The sequence below is a fragment of the Corynebacterium sp. ES2730-CONJ genome, assembly GCF_024834055.1.
GTDB lineage: Bacteria > Actinomycetota > Actinomycetes > Mycobacteriales > Mycobacteriaceae > Corynebacterium.
This window is the reverse complement of record NZ_JANUXZ010000001.1, coordinates 35,999-54,436: the sequence shown is the minus strand read 5'-3', so window position 1 is coordinate 54,436 and position 18,438 is coordinate 35,999. Positions and strand designations below refer to the sequence as shown.

The window sequence follows — 18,438 nt, the reverse complement described above, 5'->3', positions numbered from 1 at the left end:
CGCTGGGACACACCACTCTCCCAGCGTTTTTTCGTGCATGCCGCTAGCGGTAGTCTATCCTGTGACAAGCGCTCCTCTTTTCTAGGTAGAAAGTTAAATTTAGTGCCCTCCCTTGCTCATGCCCACCCCGATTTTGCTGCGATCATCGATCATCTCTATATATACGAAGATGGAATCCTAAACGAGGAACTCACCGTCAGATCGCCAAAAGAATTGGCCGAGGTCATTTCGACCTGTGAAACGGGAGATAATCGCTTCCTCTGGTTGAGTTTGGTCGAGCCCTCCAATGCTCAAATGCAGGATATCGCTGAGCATATAGCCCTCCACGAACTCATTACCGAAGACGCCGTGACTGCGCATCAGCGCCCCAAGGTAGAGCGTTACGACGATCAGCTTTTTGTAGTCGTGCGCAGCGTTAAGTACACAGATTTCGATATCAACGAAGAATCCGTGGTGCGCACCCGCCAAGTTATCTCAACGGGCGAAGTTCAAATGGTAGTGGGGCCGCGATCCATAATCACCATTCGGCATAATACCCCGCTCCCTGATGTGGCCAAGCGCTTAGTTCACCAGGACACCACGAGCTACGGGCCCATGGCTATCGCGTGGGCCATGTCTGACTGTTTGGTCGACGATTATATGATGATTTCGCGTGAACTGACCAAAGACGTCGACGAGCTCGAGGAAGAAGTTTTCACTCCGCAGTCTGATTTCAGTATTGATCAAATTTATTTGCTTAAGCGCGAGATCTTAGAAATGCGTCATGCCATCGATCCCCTAGCCCCTGCATTGCGCAGCTTACTTGGCAATAATGCAGATCTCATTGATGACCAAATTCACTCTTATTTTCGCGATGTTCTGGATCACGAGATTGTAGCCAAAGACGAGATTGCGAGCTGCGATGAACGCCTCACGAACTTGATTACCGCCGCTGTCGCAAAAGTCACGTTGCAGCAAAATACGGATATGCGTTCCATTTCTGCATTTGTTGGGATGGCGGCGGTACCCACCCTTGTGGCCGGTATTTATGGTATGAACTTCGCCAATATGCCTGAGCTGGAGACTCAATACGGATATTTCATCGTCCTTGCGATCATGGTCTCGCTCGTGATAGCGATGTGGCTCGCATTCAAAAAATGGAATTGGCTTTAGCCCACTTCCATCATCAAGCTGGGCCGTCATCGCTAGGATAGAGTCATGGATGCCTCACGTGAATTCGATATCATTATTTTCGGTGCCAGTAGCTACGTCGGACAACTAGTAACCCAGTACCTTCATGCACACTCGGAGCAGCTCAGCATCGCGATAGCTGGTCGCAATCACCATAAGCTTGCAGGCCTCGTTAATCGTCTCGAGGAACCGACTCCTCCAATCATCATTGCAGATGCCCTTGATAGCGCAGATATGGATCTGCTCGCACAGCGCGCACGGGTCATCATCTCCACGGTGGGGCCTTATAGCCACTACGGCGAAGAGATCATCAAGGCCTGCGCGCACAGAGGTACGGGGTATGTGGATCTAGCCGGAGAAGTTCCTTTTATTCGAAGCATGATCGATCGCTACCAAAAAGATGCAGTAAAATCCGGAGCGGTCCTCGTTTCTGCCTGTGGTTTCGATTCAGTTCCCAGTGATATGGGAGTTTACAGGCTAGCTCAAAAAGCAGAGGAACCGCTTCGAGAAGTGCGTATGATAGTGCGGAAGCTGTCGGGATCTCTATCCGGCGGAACGATAGCGTCGATGCAAGCAGTGAGTGCTGCCGCTCACGCAGATCGCCGGATTGCTTCATTGATCCACAATCCTTTCGCGCTCAATCCCGATCCGACGGCCGAGCGCGACCGTGCCCGCAGCATAGGTCTCCGACAACCAGACCTAGTTCGCGAACAATACCAGAATCGGTACTTAGCTCCGTTCTTTATGGCGCCCTTTAATACTCGTGTCGTTCGACGCTCTCAAGCATTACTGGGCCATCGGTACGGACGTGATATGCGTTATACCGAAGCGCTCGATTGCGGGCATGGATTGAAAGGGCTGATTGTTCGTGACCTTATTACCGGTCTTCTTGGCGCCGGTTTCGCGCTCCTAAGCCGCCCACGCCTGCGTAAGGCTCTCTCTTTCGTCATCCCGCAACCTGGGCAGGGTGCTAGGGAAAAGAATCTTCGTAAAGGCGGATTTATCATTGAGTTCATTGGCACTACCGAATCCGACCGGCAGATCAGTGTCACCACTAGCGCACTCGGAGACCCTGGTTACTATGTCACCGCCATGATGCTTAGTGAGGCTGCGAAAACCCTTGCTTGCCAGTACCGAGATGAAGCACCTATCCGCGGAGGCTTTTTCACCCCAGCGACGGCTTTAGGAGATATCTACCTCGATAGGCTACGCAGGGGTGGGATGAGCTTCAACTAATCGTGGGGCTTGAGAACCATGGTGCGCAGCGTCGATCGCGCTACCAGAGTAGAGCGGTGGAAGATATCAACGTGTATAAGTTGAGTTGATACACCAGCGTGGATGATGCTGGCTTCCGCGCTGAGAACACCGGCGCGAACCGGAGCGAAGAAGTCAGTATTGTTGTTTACCCCGGCGACCAGCTTTCCCGGCGCCTTGATGAGCCCCATAACCGATCCTACGGTCTCGGCGATGGCGCAGTATACTCCTCCGTTTACCAGCCCCATGGCCTGCAAATGGTCGTGGCTGATGGGCATCTCGGCACATACTTTATCGCGTTCTACCGTTGTAAAGCGTAAACCTAAACTGGTTGAATAGCCCCCGAGCAGCTCGTTAAGTTGAGCTAGTTCGCGCATATGCAAGCCCACCTCGGGAACCTCGGACAAGAGGTGAGTAAGTTCAGTGACGGTATCTGGATTTTCAGTAACTAAAGACATAGATCCAACCCTACTGAGGAAAAAAATAACCGCAACTATCAACCAGAGCCATCAACCGTGCACTCTCATGAGTCGAGATATGGGATCATTCACCGAACGAGGTATGCTAGGACACTATGAGTAACCACAGCAATTTGGCCCATATCGGGGTCGTTGGCCTGGCCGTCATGGGCTCCAACCTCGCTCGAAATTTTGCCCGTAGAGGACATACCGTAGCGGTCTATAACCGCAGCTACTCCAAAACCGAAGACCTCATGGAGCATTACGGTGATGAGGGACATTTCCTTCCCTCCGAAACCATCGAGGACTTTGTGGCCTCTCTGGAAAAGCCTCGCCGTGCAATCATTATGGTGCAGGCAGGCGCCGCTACTGACGCCGTTATCAACCAGCTGGCAGATGCTATGGATGAAGGCGATATCATCATAGATGGCGGCAATTCGCTCTACACGGACACGATCCGCCGAGAGAAAGAAATAGCTGCTCGCGGGCTCAACTTCGTGGGTGCAGGAATTTCTGGCGGTGAAGAAGGTGCCCTCAACGGCCCGTCGATTATGCCGGGTGGACCCGCCCGCACCTGGGACGCCTTAGGACCCCTACTGGAGTCTGTCGCAGCTGTTGTTGACGGAACACCCTGTGTCACGCATATCGGCCCTGATGGCGCCGGCCACTTTGTCAAGATGGTACACAACGGCATTGAATATGCCGATATGCAAGTAATCGGTGAGGCCTATCAGTTGTTGCGATACGGCGCACAGATGTCACCTGAAGAGATAGCCGAAGTTTTCCGCACCTGGAATAAGGGCGATCTCGATTCTTATCTTATTGAAATTACGGCTGAAGTACTCTCTCAGGTTGATGCCGAAACCGGCACTCCCCTCGTGGACTTAATTGTTGACCAAGCAGGTCAAAAAGGTACCGGCCGCTGGACGGTCAAGGCAGCGCTCGACCTAGGCATTCCTGTTACGGGTATCGGCGAAGCGGTATTCGCTCGAGCTCTTTCAGGTGCCGCAGCACAACGCGAGGCCACCGTAGGGACGCTCCCCTCTGGCGAATTAAGCTCGTTAGAGACTCTCGGTATCGATCGCGATACTTTCATCGAGGATGTACGCCGCGCTCTCTACGCCTCCAAACTCGTCGCCTATGCACAAGGATTTGACGAAATTAAAGCTGGCTCGACAGAGAATAACTGGAATGTGGACCCCCGCGACCTGGCAACGATCTGGCGGGGCGGCTGCATCATCCGGGCGAAATTCCTCAACAGAATTCGGGAAGCATACGATGCCAACCCCGAGCTCACGACCTTATTGCTCGACCCGTATTTCAAGGAGGAGTTGAGTGGCCTCATTGATTCGTGGCGTCGTATCGTAATCGTGGCAACTCATATTGGTCAGCCCATACCGGTTTTTGCATCATCGCTTTCCTACTACGATTCACTTCGAGCCGAGCGGCTGCCAGCTGCATTAATTCAGGCGCAGCGAGATTACTTTGGTGCGCACACCTACCGTCGCGTCGATAAGGAGGGCACCTTCCATACCTTATGGTCTGGTGACCGTACTGAAATCGAAACCTCCTAGGTTTACCGCCCAGCCCGCGCCCGCTACGTGTGGGGGGCGCGGGCTATAAGCTGGTTTTGCTGTAGATAAGGTGTAGGCTCTTCCTAATGACTACTTTTGCTGATCTCGGTTTACCCCCCGCCATTGTTCAGGCGATGCGTAAAGAAGGTATCGAGACTCCCTTTCCTATCCAAGAGGCGGCCATTCCCGACGCTCTAGCAGGCAAGGATATCCTCGGTCGAGGCCCCACCGGATCTGGAAAGACTTTCACTTTCGGTTTACCCACTCTAAGCCGCCTAGCTCAGTCGGGGGCCTCTACACCTGGGCATCCCCGTGCGCTCGTCTTAGTCCCTACGCGTGAGCTCGCAGCGCAAGTTCGTACCCGCCTCGACGATCCGGCAGCTGCCCTCGGTCTTCGCCTCTTAGACGTTGTCGGCGGAGTGAATATCAATCGACATATCCGAGCATTAGCGGCTCCCGTTGATCTTCTGGTGGCCACCCCTGGGCGGGCCCAAGACCTCATCGACCAGGGCTATCTTCACTTAGACCGGATCGAGACAACTATTCTCGATGAAGCGGACCAAATGGCAGATATGGGATTTTTGCCTCAAGTTACGAAACTCATGCGGGCTACCCCCCAGAAGGGACAGCGTCTCCTCTTTTCCGCCACCCTCGACGGCGACGTTGATAAATTGGTACGGGCCTTTCTCCGGAATCCAGTTACTCATTCAACAGCCGCCGTGGCTGCCAGTGTGGATACGATGAGGCACTATCAATTTATAGTGAAGGATCGCCAGTCCCGTGCCGATGTTGTGGAAAAAATTGCTGCTCGTGATGGTAAAACCATCATGTTTATGCGAACAAAACACGGCGTTGACCGCCAGGTAAAGAAGCTGCGCCGTGCTGGCATCAACGCAGTGGGCCTTCATGGCGACAAGGGTCAAAATACCCGTCAGAGTGCCCTTGGGGGCTTTAGTGAAGGTGAGATACCTGTTCTCGTTGCTACCGATATCGCCGCCCGCGGTATAGATATTTCCGATGTGGATTTGGTAGTACATATCGATCCTCCAGCGGAGCATAAAGCCTATCTGCATCGTGCTGGGCGCACCGCCCGCGCTGGAGCTAGCGGTGCCGTTGTAACTTTGGTGACCGAGGAGCAAATAGACGAGGTTAAAAAACTTCTGAGTAAAGCGGGGGTGAGCGCTAAAACACACCGCGTCAATGCTCACTCTGTTGAGCTCGCAACCATTACAGGCGCACAAAGCCCGACGTATAAACCGCTGGCACCTTTCGGACAACAGGCTCAGGCTAGCGACGGTCGCGGCCGTGGTAGCAGAACTAAGCGTTCTTCAGCTAGCGGTGGAGGGAATACCAGGCGCGCTCGGGGTTCGAGGCACAGTCAATCAAGAAATCGTGGCACCCGCTAGGCTATGATATTCCCGTAACGCGGTACTCCTATTTATGAGAAAGGTAGCTTTCTTCTCGGATGCATTAATGCATTCGAAAAAACTCCTACAATGGAAATACTCAGTAGCATCCTCGGACTGGTCGGATTTGTACTTTTAACCGCCAGTACTGGTTTATTCGTTGCCGTGGAATTCGCTCTCACCGGCCTTGAGCGCTCCACCATCGATCATGACCTCGCAGTTCGAGGAGATAAATTATCCCATGCGGTTAAACGAGATTACAGTAATCTCTCTTTCGTCTTGTCTGGAGCACAGCTCGGCATCACAATTACGACGCTGGCGACGGGATACCTCGCAGAACCCATTTTGGCTAAGTTCCTCAATCCTCTCCTGGGATTTCTTGGGGTTCCGATGGATATCTCCCCTATGATTGCGCTCGTCTTGGCTCTTATCATCGCTACATTCTTATCAATGGTCTTTGGCGAACTAGTACCTAAAAACCTCGCGATTACTGATCCCCTAGGAACAGCAAGACTAGTGGTCACCCCGGTTCACATTTTCAACGTGATCTTTAAGGGCTTTATTCGATTCCTCAATACCTCAGCGAATTTCCTTGTGCGCAAGATTGGTATTGAGCCTGCAGACGAATTAGCTACCGCGCGCTCCACACAGGAGCTCACGGCTTTGGTCCGCAACTCAGCGAAGCAAGGTGAATTGGATGAAAATACCGCCTTGGTTCTCGATCGCTCACTTCGCTTCGGTGAAACCACCGCGGAGGAACTTATGACTCCACGCTCAACCATTGAGACTCTGTCCCATGACGAGACGGTTCTCGATCTCATCGCCCTTGCTCATTCCACAGGTCATTCCAGGTTCCCAGTCATTCGAGGCGACCTCGACGAAACCCTCGGAGTGGTGCATTTTCGCGATGCTTTCGCTATTCCCTCCGCCGAACGAGGCACCACAACCTTGAAGGAAATCGCTCGCCCGGTGAAAGCGATTCCGGAGAGCCTTGATGGTGATGCGGTGCTGGCCGAGATTAGGGCTGCCGGATCGCAAATGATCCTGGTCGCCGATGAATATGGTGGCACCGCCGGTATTATCACCGTCGAAGACGTCGTGGAAGAAATCCTCGGCGACTTCTATGACGAACACGATGATCTGGAAGCAGAAAAGGATTTCCAAAAATTTGGAACCTACTGGCAAGTCTCCGGTCTAGTACGTCTCGATGAACTGGCCGAAAATGTTGGATATATCGCCCCCGAAGGGCCGTACGAAACCCTCGGCGGGCTCATCATGGCTGAGATGGGGCGAATCCCCGATGTCAACGACACACTCGTGCTTCCAGAATCTGATAGTCCAGGACTAGCCGAATTTACCTCTGGTTTCACCGACCGCTGGCAGGCCCAAGTTATTGTCATGGAGGATCGCCGCATCGACAAAGTCATCTTAATGCCGATCAGCCCTGAGGATGCACGCCTTAAATCCACTGATAACCAGGAAGAGGTCTCATAGTGGGACTCATTAGTACCATCGCCATGATCAGCGTACTGCTTTTGGCTAATGCCTTCTTCGTGGCCGCCGAGTTCGCTCTTATCTCTTCTCGCCGCGATCGCATTGAGTCGCTGATTATTCAGGGACGCCCTGGAGCACAACGAGTCCTGCACGCAATTGAGACGTTATCGATACAGCTCGCCGCCTGCCAATTTGGTATTACCATAGCCTCTCTAATTTTAGGTAAGGTCGCTGAGCCTGCAGTCGCGCATTTTCTTGAAGAAGTCTTTCATGAGGTTCATATACCCGATCAATTACTCCACCCCATTTCCTTCGCGATTGCACTGGGATTGATTACTTTCCTGCACATTCTCTTCGGCGAAATGGTACCGAAGAATATCGCACTAGCAGGGCCTGAGACCCTGGCTATATGGTTGACTCCCCTACTTTTGGCATTTGCTAAGCTCGCCCGGCCATTCATCGCACTGATGAACTCAGCTGCTCGCCGCACGCTTTTCCTATTTGGCATCGAGCAAAAAGACGAGCTCGCCGCCACAGTAGATAACAATCAGCTGGCATCTATGATTTTAGAGTCACGCTCGGAGGGTCTTCTGAATGAACGCGCGCACGAACGTCTGAGCAAGGCCTTGAACGTGGAAGCCCGTCCACTTGCTGATGTTCTCATTCCTCTCGAAAAGGTTCGCACCCTCAACTACGGAGTACGCGGGCCACAACTAAGTGACTTGGAGCAAGCGGTCGTGGAAACAGGGTTTTCGCGCTTCCCCGTCGTCGATGACCGGGGGGCCTTTAAGGGCTACGTCCACGTTAAGGATATTTTGGATCGGTTCTTGGACGGGAATGATTACGGTGCCGATTCCATCATCCACTCCGCCGAAATCCGACCTCTCACCATAGTTGATGCCTCCGGTGCCATGGATGAGGCTCTGACTGCCATGCACCTTAAATCAGCACATATGGCTCAGGTTCGTGACCGAGGAGTACTCATCGGAATTGTTACCTTAGAAGATATTATCGAGGAGTACGTAGGCACCTTTGCTGATTGGACGCACGGGCAATAAATGGACATCCTAACCTCGTGGAACGATCTCGAGGCGGCGCATGTGCGCCGTGCGCGTCGGTATACGACGCCATACCTCCACAGGCGGAGTCAGGGTATCAAACACCCCGTCTTCGATTTTCTTTTTGAATACTATCCCACCCGAGCAGCGCACCTGGAGCGGTGGCACCCTGGCTGGGGTCGCGGACTTGATGATGCAGGCACCTCACCACAGGCTCAATGGAGGTACTATTCCACTGTCAATGGGATCTCGAGTGTAGATATCGATTCTTACCTGTCGAAACGCAAACAAACGCTTCAGTTCATTCACCGGTTACTCAGCACCACGGTATCCAATCCGGCTCACTTTGATTGCTTTGGTCTGCATGAATGGGCGATGGTTTACCGTACCGATCAACCGCGCCACGATCTACCGCTTCGGCTCGGTTCGAGCGAAACCAACAAAGTGGTTGAGAATCACTCAATCAGATGCACCCACTTCGATGCATATCGTTTCTTCACTCCCCCAGCTCGACCCCTCAACCTCACGGTTTTAGATCGTCACAGTCAAGTCGAATGGGAGCAGGTGGGATGTTTACATGCGACCATGGACTTGTATAAATGGGCAATGAAACTAGGGCCCCTGGTGCCCGGTGAGTTATTCCTTGACACTTTCGAGCTTGCGTGGGACGCGCGTATTCTCGATATGGAGGCTTCGCCCTACGATTGTCGCGCATATGGGCTGGGTGTAGTTCCCATCGAGGAGACCGCCGGTAAGCAGGAGTACGTGGGTCGTCAGCGCGAACTTGCTGAACGGGGAAAAGTTTTACGCGAGCAGCTCATTAATCTTATTGCCTGTGTTCTATAGTTCTATAGTAGAAGTCAAATAGGTAGCAGTTTTGAAGGGAGTGTCCAAAAGAGCATATGGGTCGCCATTCCAACGGTAAAAATAATATGCGGGTCTCCTCATCGCTTGTCACCTCAGCCTTGGCTTTGGGAGTGGTAGGTGCACTTCTAGGCGGATGGATGTGTCTGAGCGATGATCCCGAGCCTGAACCGAGCGCTCGACGTGCCTGCATCCAAGGTGAACTCATTCTCCCAGTGGCTGCCGATAACGAAGCTGAAGTTGCCAACCTTATAGCCTCCTATAACGATTCTTCCCCGGTTGTGCGCGATCACTGCGTTACCGCAACTTATACTCCTGATCTTTCCCAGGCAGGAGCTTTTGTTTCCAAAAACTCAGATGGCAAAGTAACCGCGACCCTCAAGCAAGCTGGGCGAAGTGCGGCTACGCTGGAATGGCCTTCGGCTGCAGCATACAAGGTGGGAGTTGCGGCGAAAAAAGCAATTCAACCAGGTAGTATCCAGGATGTGGATTTCCCGGTAGCTGATAATTCTGTTGCCGCTGCGCTCGTTGCCAGTCATTACCTAGGTACCGACGTTAACAAGATAACGGAACTTCTTGATGCGAATGCCCAAAGATCCATTGCTGAGACATCTGCAGACTCTGATCGAGCTATCGCAATATCGGAAGATGATACACCCCAAGGCTGGGCATTTACCCCCATCGAAGGATTGCGACAGGATCTACGAATAATCGCACTGAATACCACCGAAATGGTTTCTGAAGAGGTCGTTCGTGCTGGGGCTGATTTCGGTGCCAGTTCCCGTATTGCTGCTCGATACTCACCTGGGGTTACTGCAATTACTGCTCAAGAGGCTTTGCATGCCTTTGATACCAGCAATATCCTCACACCGGTAGATGAGGTAGACACTTCTGCAGAACCAAGGGAGGTTGAGGACACTCTCTTCCTATTCGATACCTCGGCTGCTCTGCAACCTCAGGATTTTTCTTTCATCAGCAGAGCTATCGCTTCGGTTGCACCCCGCATCACCGAGCGCGATCATGCTGTGAGTTTGTGGAACTACTCCTCCCCACTCAACCCAGGTGTCACTAAAGGGTGGCGGCGAAATGTTGATTTTGGCACTGGAGACTCTGGGCAAGTGGTGGCTCAACGCGCAATTGGCTTTGGTACTGGAGGCTTTCCTTTAACAAGGGAGGCACTCGAGGCAGCCGGCCAATACGCGAACGACTACAGCGCTCGTATGGGAAGGAAAGTACGCCTAGTGCTTATAACCACCGGTTCAGCCGATATGAAACCACTTGAAAATCTCCAAGGGATTTTTGGATCGAGCGTAACTCTCAGCGTTCTCCACATAGGTAATTCCGCGATTGATCAGGAGTTAATTGGACTGAGTGAATACCATGCTGTTCTACCTGATTCAGCCCAAGCCGAAGAAGAACTGCGCGCAGCAGTAGGTCTCTGATTAAAGCTTCTAAGAGCTCTTCCGGTTTCGTCGAGCAGCAAGCTCATCGATTGCAATGACGGAGTCATCATACGGCTGCTGTATACGCTCGGAGGGGAAGGCTGCTATTGAGCCGGTTAGTTCCTTCATAAGACCCGGAACGCTTATTCCAAAGACACCCTGTCCTCCTTCGAGAAGATCAATCACTTCCTCGTTGCTGCGACACTCATAGACTGTTGTGCCATCGGAGAAAAGGTTTATCTCGGCGATGTCATCGACACCTAGGTCGCGGAGACGATCGACTGCTAAACGAATATTCTGAAGTGAAATTCCTGTGTCCAACAGCCCTTTGACAATCTTGAGCACCAATATATCGCGGAAGGAATAAAGACGCTGGGAGCCGGAACCGCGGGCGGTACGGATGGATGGCTCCACCAGCTTTGTGCGTGCCCAGTAATCAAGCTGCCGATAGGTGATTCCGGCGACCTGACAAGCTGTGGGAACGCGGTAACCCACTTCTTCATCGGGCCCCATATCGAAGAGGGCTTCTTGTACTGGGCGCTTAGACATCGTTCGTACTCCTTTAGCGGTGCTCTGGTGTCTCAGTCTACACACTGGGGTAGACGGACATGATCGAGCACGTGATACCTGCGGTATGTATTACTCAGGTTAGATTAGCGAAGCGACGCACAAGATAACTTGCGACACACCGTAAACTTAAACCTCAACTTGAAGTTTAGACTTAAATCTCATCGTTGTCATCTTCAGTAACATCAGTACCACCAGCATCAGAGATATTAAATTCTGAATCCGGCAAACCCACGCTCAAATCCTCTTCATTAACTCCCATACTGCGCATCAGTTCACTAAAATCTAGATCCGCTTGGGTATTCTCCACCGCAGGAGCCTCGCTCATAGAGGCATCATCAATTTCGATACCTAGCCACTCATCGAGATCGCAAGGAGAAATAAAGATAGCGGTTTGCGCGAGAACATTTTGGCTGACTGAGATAGGAAGCGACGTCAGGCCTGCCAGCATTAACCCGTCAGAGGGGCGACAGTCGAATTCCTCTCCATTTTCGGTCACCAACTGGGCCACAAAGATGCCATCAAAGTAATAAGAGATTCGAAGCTCAGTCAACCTCGTGTCCAGCTGACTAAGAACATCCAGGAGTAAGTCTAGAGCCCGGGGCCGGCGAGGTACCTCCCCGGCTTCTCGAATCAAAAGGTTGACTGCATCAGCTGTGCCGATCCATATGGGTACATAGCGATTCTTTTCGGGCCAGTGCAGCAAAGCGCAACAGTGGTCCTCGTTGAAAAAGGAAGTCTGGACGTACTCGAGGGAATGATACTGGGTCATAGCGCGCTCTGCTCACGCACCGCGTTCTTCAATAAACCGGCATGCAGCGACGCCATTAGCGCCGTCAACTGCGAACTCATTTCTTCAGCACGCTCCTTAGCAGAATCCGATTTCGATTTCGCCACAGGCTCAATGACTTGTGCAAGTAGGGCCGCCTGGCGGGCTGCACCATTAGTCAGGGCTTTCAGGTGTCGCACCTCAAAACCAAATTCAGCTAGACCCGCAGCGGTAGATACAAGCCTAACGTCATCGGCTGTGAAAAATCCCGAAGTATCAGCCTTGATAACGTGAGCCCTGTCGAGCTCGAGAACAAAATCAGGCTTAACCCCTGCCTGCTCAGCGACATCTTCAGCGCTCAGACGAGTTATAATAGGCGCACGGAACTCATCTGGCCCAATCATAGGCTGCGCCTGTCGAACCGAGGAGATGACCGCTAAGTTATGGGCATTGCCGTTGTCCAATTCCTCGCGGATAACCCGAAGCGGCATATAACGATCTCTTTGCAAAGTTAAAATCAGCCGCAGACGATCTAAGTCCGCTTGTACAAACCGGCGGTATCCGGAGGCTGTCCGTTGGGGCGAAATGAGCCCCTCGGACTCTAAGAATCGAATCTTCGATACGGTCACATCGGGAAAGTCGGTAGTCAGTTGCCTCAGCACGACCCCAATGGACATCGTTTTTTGCCTCTTGACAGGTGCAGATTCTGCATGCGGTTGCGGAAGGGCGCTCATATTTCTCTCAGTAGTTTTTTAGCAAGGATTAGCTGGACTTTCGTGAACTCTCATCGAAAGAGTTGGTTCTAGCCAGCAATGAAAACGAGGCGGAATTTACCAATCTGAATTTCGTCACCGCTGCTTAGAACAGCGGAGTTACGAGGCTCCCTGTTGAGGTAAGTGCCGTTGAGAGAGCCTAAATCGACCACCTCAAATACCCCATCGTGGGTGCGAAATTCCGCGTGTCGCCTCGACACGGTGACATCATCAAGAAAAATATCAGATTCCGGGTGTCGTCCGGCGGTGGTTGTTTCCTGATCGAGCAAAAAGCGAGCACCAGCATTAGGCCCTCTCTTTACTATCAGCATCCCGGATCCCTGAGGCGGGACAATATTGGTGGCGCCGGAATGCACAGCTGCCCCGTTCTCCGCTTCTTTTAGTAAATCGGCGCGAAAAACCGAGGTCGTCTCAGCCTGGGCATCGGGCGAAATCTGGCGCTCACTCATCGTTGATCCTCCGTGGTATCTCTAGGATAAATCGGACCCCAGCCTCGTCGATACGATGCGCGGGGCCAAAGTTTCAAGTAATACTTCATATGATAGCGGCTTTTTAATAGAGAGCAGCCCTTGATGGGAAAGTCTAGCTAGCAAGCTTGATTTTATCGTATTTTCGTATCTTCTCCAGCTATTTGAAAATACTTCCGATTCCCTTAAGAACCGAATTCCCTGAGCCAGCTAGCGGATTATCGCTGACCATATACGTCCAGGTTGCTGATGGTCGTGCCAATCCCATGTCCTCGAGATGTACCCCCTCACTATCAAAGACCACCTCGGTGAATGTCTCTACCGCGCGGTCGACCGCTCGTTGTGCAAGCTGCTTAAATTCTCGGACAGCGATCCGGTGAAACTCATCAATCGGAGTTTCCCTGGCTATAGCTCGCAGATGAATCGACTCGCGCACATCATTCATAAGAGCAAGGTGGTCACTCCATCCAGCATCAAGGTGGTAGAGCATGATCTCTCGAGCACCTTGCTCCGCGATGTCAGCAGAGACCGCTGACAAAATTTCAGCTGCCCGCTGCGGCTCGCGCTGAGAAAGTTCTTGCCAGGCTAGTGGGGTATCTAAGATTGTCGCGCGTCGCTCGTCGATAATAACGCGCTGATCGGCAAGGAGCTTATTGTACTTCCATGTTTGCGAGTGAATCTCCAGCAGTTGCCCCTCGGTCACCCTTTGGCAGTGATTGATCCAATCATGAATGCGTTGGGCTCCTATTTCCCCACTGGAATCGGGTTGAGCTGTGACTTCTTCTCCAGCTCCCCCGACAGCCACCATATCGTCTTCGAAGGAAACAAAAAATTGACTCAACCCAGGGTCCCCTTGACGGCCAGCTCTTCCCCTGAGCTGGTTGTCGAGGCGGGAGCTGCGGTGCCGTGAGGTTCCCAATACTGCTAGACCCCCTACTGCCACCACCTGGTCGCGATCAGTTTCATGGGCACCCCCTAGTTTAATATCGGTGCCGCGTCCAGCCATCTGCGTCGATACCGTTACTCGCCCCAGATCTCCAGCCTCAGCGATAATACGAGCTTCTTCTGCATCATTTTTCGCGTTAAGGACATTAACGTCTATATCGTAGCTTCGCAGCTCTGCCGCCAGACTCTCGGACTCGGCTACGTCTTGGGTGCCTACTAGAACGGGTCGTCCAGTACGGTGTATATCTATAATTTCTCTGATGATCGCCCGATTTTTTTCCCCCATCGTGGCGAAAATGCGGTCCGCCGAATCGAACCTCTGTACTGGCTTATTGCGCTCGATGATAGATACTTTCAACCCATAAAAACTACGTAGCTGATCGGTGGCCTCCACAGCTGTACCGGTCATTCCACACACCAGCGGATATCTGCCCATGAGAGCTTGCAGCGTGATGGTATCGAGTATCCGACCCCCTTCGGTTACGGCAAGCCCTTCTTTAGCTTCAACAGCAGCTTGTACCCCATCTGGCCAGCGTTGGAGATCAGCGATGCGCCCCTTAGAGGCATCGATCAAAGCGACTTTGCCATCTTTGACTATATAGTGCACGTCACGGATCAATAAGGCCTGAGCGTGTAGCGCAAGATTAACTTGAACGAGGGTACTGCCAACGTGCTCGTCATCGTAGAGAGAGTCGATCCCTAAGGCGTGCTCGATAACTTCAGCGCCCTTATCGTTGAGAAAAACGTTACGGCGCTCATCATCGACGCTGTAGTGCTTATCTTCCTCGAGCCGCTTTACGAGATCAGTAATGCGACCTCCCGGCGCCTGCCCAGGTTCATTCCCAGCGAGAACGAGAGGAACAAGAGCTTCATCAACAAGCACAGAATCGGCTTCGTCAACGAGGGCGACGTCTGCCTGGCGGTAAATTGCATCTGCACGCGAGGTAATCAACTGATCGCGTAAAACATCGAAGCCAATTTCATTCACAGGCCCGTAAACAATATCCGCTTGATACGCCTGTCTACGCTCACGGGCGTCCATATCCTCGGTAATGGCGCTTACTGTTAGGCCAAAGAACTCGACGAGAGGCCCCATCCACGCAGCGTCTCGACTCGCTAGATAATCGTTAACGGTAATGCAATGGACTGTCTTAGACATCAAAGCAAAGCCAGTGCTTGCCATCGCCCCCACCAGTGTCTTCCCCTCACCCGTTGCCATCTGGATAACGTCGCCTTCGAGGAGCCTCAGGACTGCCTGAGACTGCACCGCAAAAGGAGTCAGGTCTAAGGTGCGCTCGCTCGCAATTGCTAAAATCGCGAGAAGTTCTGCGGGCTGACTGATGGTGCCGTTCGCACAAAGCGACCTCGCGCGCGCCGCTAATTCGGCGTCACTCAAGGCGGTCAAGCTGTCCATCTGGGCGGAGGCTTGTTTGACTATAGACTTACTACGCTTTTGGTTACGCCCTTTCGTTCCCCCGAGAGCATTCCAAAACCAATCAAAGCCCGCCACCTGAGGTACCCTCCTGTATCATCCGACCGTTATTATTGATTCCATAGTACGCTGGCTACCCACCTATCGCCGATACACCGCGATAAGACTCACGATCAGACTCACCGAAAGGCTCACACAGTTGTCGACGCTGCTGCCGCTACAATACTGCCCTTGCCAATCCGGGTTAGGTTTCGACGACTGTTGTGGGCCACTCATTGCCCGACATCGCAAGGCCCCGACCGCGGTTGCGTTGATGCGATCAAGGTATACCGCATTCTGCGTTGGCGATGCCGACTACCTTATCTATTCGTGGGATCCATTAACTGCCCCACCCCTCGTTGATATCGATCCCTCTATCTCGTGGACGGGTCTTGAGGTTCTATCCACTACGCACGGTGGGCTTATGGACTCAAACGGATTAGTTCACTTTAAGGCTCACTATACGATCGCAGCGGCAGGTCATGCCCCGCGCCACGAGACTCTCGAAGAGCTTTCGGTATTTAGGCGGTTCCAGGGACGGTGGGTTTATAGCAGCGCCCTGAAATAATTTAGTAAGCACAGTCAAACTTGCAGATCATCGCGATATTTTAACTTATTCCCCTCGTCCTGTATGATGAAATCGTTGCTTCAACGTGAGCAACGGCGGACTGTGGCGCAGTTTGGTAGCGCACTTGACTGGGGGTTAAGGGGTCGCAGGTTCAAATCCTGTCAGTCCGACAATTGATCAAGGCTCTCCTTATGGAGAGCCTTTTTTCTTACTGAACTTGGTTAGGTTCTAGTTTGCTAAGAAGCGACCTCGACCATGGTGGTCCCAGCCTGCACGGCATGAGTGCCTGCGAAGAGCGTTTTTCGAAGTTCAGAGCGGCTGTCGGGGGCCAACAACTAAGGCCCAACCGTTCTATTCTCATACCCGTACCACCCACCCTTGCCTATAGGAAAGTCCGGAGAAGTCAATGAGAACTTGTGTAGAGCAGCTACTCCGCTTAGCGCTCCTCGGTGATTCATCAGTCCTGGGTCGCAGTCAACTGGCACTACAATTGACATATCCCCAGAGTGTGCTTGGACTTAGCCCGCGGTCGACTATTTTAACGGGTCTAGTTCCCGGGCGACTGCTGCGAAGCACTACTCTTCCCAGTCAAGTGATCGCTCCACAGCCCTGTTCCACTGTCGATAGAGTTTTTTCGCTGTCTCTTCGGTCATCTTGGGTTTGAAGGTCCTCTCCACGGAGCTGTGTCTATGCAAATCCTTGAGGTCATCAAAAATGCCAACGCCCAATCCAGCTGCAAAAGCCGCTCCGAGAGCGGTTGTCTCGACGAATTGAGGACGGTGCACCTCCATGCCCGAAATATCTGCCTGGAATTGCATCAGCAGATCATTGTGAACCATTCCCCCGTCCACTTTGAGCGTATCGAGAGCCTGGTTGCTATCTGCTCGCATCGCCTCAATGAGATCTCGCGTTTGATAAGCTGTCGCTTCGATCACTGCGCGAGAGAGGTGGTGTTTATTGGCAAATCGCGTCAAACCAACAATGATGCCGCGGGCCTCACTCTCCCACCGAGGTGCAAACAGGCCAGAGAATGCCGGGACTATATAAACTCCGCCGTTGTCAGACACTTTCAGAGCACTATCTTCCAGTTCCCCCGCTGAGTTGATTGTGCCGAGATTGTCTCGTAACCACTGTACGAGGGCGCCGCCCATAGCCACCGATCCTTCAAGTGCGTAGTGAGGTTTCTGGCGCTCGATCTGGTAACTCACCGTGGTGATGAGTCCGTGCGAACTTAAAAGAGGTTTTTTGCCAGTATTCATCAGTAAAAATAGACCTGTACCGTAAGTGCTCTTGATATCGCCTTTATGAAAACCAGCCTGACCGAATAGAGCAGCTTGCTGGTCGCCTAGAATTCCAGTGATAGGGGTTCCACCGAGTGTCCCGCGTTGTCTCACGTGTCCGAATGTAGACACGCTGGGACGAATCTCAGGCAGCATCTGCATCGGTATATTCAAAGCCTGGCACAGTTCTTCATCCCATTCGAGGGTTTGAATATTCATAAGCAGGGTGCGCGAAGCATTGGTGACATCTGTGGCATGGCGCGCGGGCTGGCCGTTGTCGCCTTGTGCACCGCCACTGAGGTTCCATAGCAACCACGAATCGATTGTCCCAAAAAGTAGCTCTCCGCGCTCGGCGAGATCTCTGGCACCTTCAATATTATCTAGTAGCCATTTGAGCTTGGGTCCCGATGAATAGGAGTTGACAAACAGTCCGGTTCTTTCATGAATCCACGATTCATCGTGGGTTTGAAGGAGTGTCTGGCACAGTGACCTGGTGCGGGTATCCTGCCAGACAATCGCATTGCTAATGGGCTGGCCGGTCACCTTATTCCACACCACTGTGGTTTCACGCTGGTTAGTTATCCCCACCGCTGCTATTGATTCGCGGGCGATATTTGCCTCTGCTAGCGCCTGTGCTACACACCGCCGGGTATTATCCCAAATCTCTAGTGCATTGTGTTCCACCCAACCCGGTTGCGGGAAGATCTGCTCATGTTCGAACTGACCGCTGCCCACCAGCTCCGCGCGCTCGTCAAAGATGAGGCATCGCGTCGACGTCGTTCCCTGGTCAATTGCAGCAATATAATGCTTATTTCGATCTGCCATCGAATTCCTCTCCGATCTATGCGGTTGTGGTGTAGAAACCATCAGATTTAGCT

16 protein-coding genes and 1 tRNA gene are annotated in these 18,438 nt (G+C 52.5%); 10 read left to right on the top strand and 7 right to left on the bottom strand.

Going from position 1 to position 18,438, the window contains the following annotated elements:
* The first annotated feature begins 102 nt into the window (after positions 1–102).
* A complete protein-coding gene (locus NXS13_RS00255) occupies positions 103–1,152 on the top strand; it encodes a magnesium and cobalt transport protein CorA (RefSeq protein WP_259076985.1) in 1,050 nt (349 codons plus the stop codon).
* Between the two features lie 45 nt (positions 1,153–1,197).
* On the top strand, positions 1,198–2,406 hold the full coding sequence (locus NXS13_RS00250) for a trans-acting enoyl reductase family protein (RefSeq protein ID WP_259076987.1): 1,209 nt from the start codon (positions 1,198–1,200) through the stop codon (positions 2,404–2,406).
* Here the strand turns inward: NXS13_RS00250 and NXS13_RS00245 are convergent.
* Positions 2,403–2,882 (bottom strand): PaaI family thioesterase, encoded by a 480-nt coding sequence (locus NXS13_RS00245; RefSeq protein ID WP_259289207.1) that lies wholly within the window; start codon positions 2,880–2,882, stop codon positions 2,403–2,405. The two genes, NXS13_RS00250 and NXS13_RS00245, sit on opposite strands and share 4 nt — an antisense overlap.
* A 116-nt stretch (positions 2,883–2,998) precedes the next feature.
* Between NXS13_RS00245 and gndA the strand changes: the two genes are divergently transcribed.
* The 6 genes from gndA to NXS13_RS00215 all read left to right on the top strand — a co-directional run bounded on the left by gndA (position 2,999) and on the right by NXS13_RS00215 (position 10,720).
* Entirely contained in the window at positions 2,999–4,456 is a 1,458-nt protein-coding gene (gene gndA, locus NXS13_RS00240) for an NADP-dependent phosphogluconate dehydrogenase (RefSeq protein ID WP_259076991.1), read from the top strand.
* An 86-nt stretch (positions 4,457–4,542) separates the two neighbouring features.
* Positions 4,543–5,862 carry a DEAD/DEAH box helicase gene (locus NXS13_RS00235; protein ID WP_259076993.1) on the top strand — a complete coding sequence of 440 codons (1,320 nt, stop codon included), beginning with the start codon at positions 4,543–4,545 and terminating at the stop codon, positions 5,860–5,862.
* A 90-nt stretch (positions 5,863–5,952) separates the two neighbouring features.
* Positions 5,953–7,356 (top strand): hemolysin family protein, encoded by a 1,404-nt coding sequence (locus NXS13_RS00230; protein ID WP_259157814.1) that lies wholly within the window; start codon positions 5,953–5,955, stop codon positions 7,354–7,356.
* Positions 7,356–8,414, top strand: coding sequence for a hemolysin family protein (locus NXS13_RS00225; RefSeq protein ID WP_259076997.1), 1,059 nt, complete (start codon positions 7,356–7,358; stop codon positions 8,412–8,414). The genes NXS13_RS00230 and NXS13_RS00225 overlap by 1 nt, the downstream gene beginning before the upstream one ends.
* On the top strand, positions 8,415–9,260 hold the full coding sequence (locus NXS13_RS00220) for a hypothetical protein (RefSeq protein ID WP_259157816.1): 846 nt from the start codon (positions 8,415–8,417) through the stop codon (positions 9,258–9,260).
* Positions 9,261–9,316: 56 nt separating this feature from the next.
* The gene (locus NXS13_RS00215) at positions 9,317–10,720 is read left to right on the top strand and encodes a vWA domain-containing protein (RefSeq protein ID WP_259289206.1); all 1,404 of its coding nucleotides are present in this window, start codon (positions 9,317–9,319) and stop codon (positions 10,718–10,720) included.
* 9 nt (positions 10,721–10,729) lie between these two features.
* On the opposite strand, the gene NXS13_RS00210 is transcribed toward NXS13_RS00215, so the two are convergent.
* From NXS13_RS00210 to secA2, 5 genes are all read right to left on the bottom strand, one after another.
* Positions 10,730–11,269 (bottom strand): MerR family transcriptional regulator, encoded by a 540-nt coding sequence (locus NXS13_RS00210; RefSeq protein WP_259289205.1) that lies wholly within the window; start codon positions 11,267–11,269, stop codon positions 10,730–10,732.
* A gap of 172 nt (positions 11,270–11,441) precedes the next feature.
* Entirely contained in the window at positions 11,442–12,059 is a 618-nt protein-coding gene (locus tag NXS13_RS00205; protein WP_259289204.1) for a bifunctional nuclease family protein, read from the bottom strand.
* Positions 12,056–12,790: a MerR family transcriptional regulator gene (locus NXS13_RS00200; protein ID WP_259077008.1), complete on the bottom strand. Its 735-nt coding sequence runs from the start codon at positions 12,788–12,790 to the stop codon at positions 12,056–12,058. Before NXS13_RS00200 ends, NXS13_RS00205 begins: the two co-directional genes overlap by 4 nt.
* 68 nt (positions 12,791–12,858) lie before the next feature.
* Entirely contained in the window at positions 12,859–13,278 is a 420-nt protein-coding gene (locus NXS13_RS00195; RefSeq protein ID WP_259077010.1) for an FHA domain-containing protein, read from the bottom strand.
* 178 nt (positions 13,279–13,456) lie between these two features.
* Complete coding sequence (gene secA2 / locus NXS13_RS00190; RefSeq protein WP_259289203.1) at positions 13,457–15,751, bottom strand: accessory Sec system translocase SecA2; 2,295 nt, start codon at positions 15,749–15,751, stop codon at positions 13,457–13,459.
* Positions 15,752–15,872: 121 nt separating this feature from the next.
* Here secA2 and NXS13_RS00185 point away from each other — a divergent pair, with 121 nt between their 5' ends.
* The gene (locus NXS13_RS00185; RefSeq protein WP_310593314.1) at positions 15,873–16,280 is read left to right on the top strand and encodes a YchJ family metal-binding protein; all 408 of its coding nucleotides are present in this window, start codon (positions 15,873–15,875) and stop codon (positions 16,278–16,280) included.
* A gap of 96 nt (positions 16,281–16,376) precedes the next feature.
* Positions 16,377–16,450, top strand: a tRNA-Pro gene (locus NXS13_RS00180).
* Between the two features lie 405 nt (positions 16,451–16,855).
* Here the strand turns inward: NXS13_RS00180 and glpK are convergent.
* The gene (gene glpK / locus NXS13_RS00175; RefSeq protein WP_259077014.1) at positions 16,856–18,385 is read right to left on the bottom strand and encodes a glycerol kinase GlpK; all 1,530 of its coding nucleotides are present in this window, start codon (positions 18,383–18,385) and stop codon (positions 16,856–16,858) included.
* Between the last annotated feature and the right edge of the window lie 53 nt (positions 18,386–18,438).

Bases quoted from the DNA above. Each gene is read 5' to 3' on its own strand.
- NXS13_RS00250 (WP_259076987.1), top strand. From the start codon at position 1,198: ATGGATGCCTCACGTGAATTCGATATCATTATTTTCGGTGCCAGTAGC.
- NXS13_RS00245 (WP_259289207.1), bottom strand. From the start codon at position 2,882: ATGTCTTTAGTTACTGAAAATCCAGATACCGTCACTGAACTTACTCAC.
- gndA (WP_259076991.1), top strand. From the start codon at position 2,999: ATGAGTAACCACAGCAATTTGGCCCATATCGGGGTCGTTGGCCTGGCC.
- NXS13_RS00235 (WP_259076993.1), top strand. From the start codon at position 4,543: ATGACTACTTTTGCTGATCTCGGTTTACCCCCCGCCATTGTTCAGGCG.
- NXS13_RS00230 (WP_259157814.1), top strand. From the start codon at position 5,953: ATGGAAATACTCAGTAGCATCCTCGGACTGGTCGGATTTGTACTTTTA.
- NXS13_RS00220 (WP_259157816.1), top strand. From the start codon at position 8,415: ATGGACATCCTAACCTCGTGGAACGATCTCGAGGCGGCGCATGTGCGC.
- NXS13_RS00215 (WP_259289206.1), top strand. From the start codon at position 9,317: ATGGGTCGCCATTCCAACGGTAAAAATAATATGCGGGTCTCCTCATCG.
- NXS13_RS00210 (WP_259289205.1), bottom strand. From the start codon at position 11,269: ATGTCTAAGCGCCCAGTACAAGAAGCCCTCTTCGATATGGGGCCCGAT.
- NXS13_RS00205 (WP_259289204.1), bottom strand. From the start codon at position 12,059: ATGACCCAGTATCATTCCCTCGAGTACGTCCAGACTTCCTTTTTCAAC.
- NXS13_RS00200 (WP_259077008.1), bottom strand. From the start codon at position 12,790: ATGAGCGCCCTTCCGCAACCGCATGCAGAATCTGCACCTGTCAAGAGG.
- NXS13_RS00195 (WP_259077010.1), bottom strand. From the start codon at position 13,278: ATGAGTGAGCGCCAGATTTCGCCCGATGCCCAGGCTGAGACGACCTCG.
- glpK (WP_259077014.1), bottom strand. From the start codon at position 18,385: ATGGCAGATCGAAATAAGCATTATATTGCTGCAATTGACCAGGGAACG.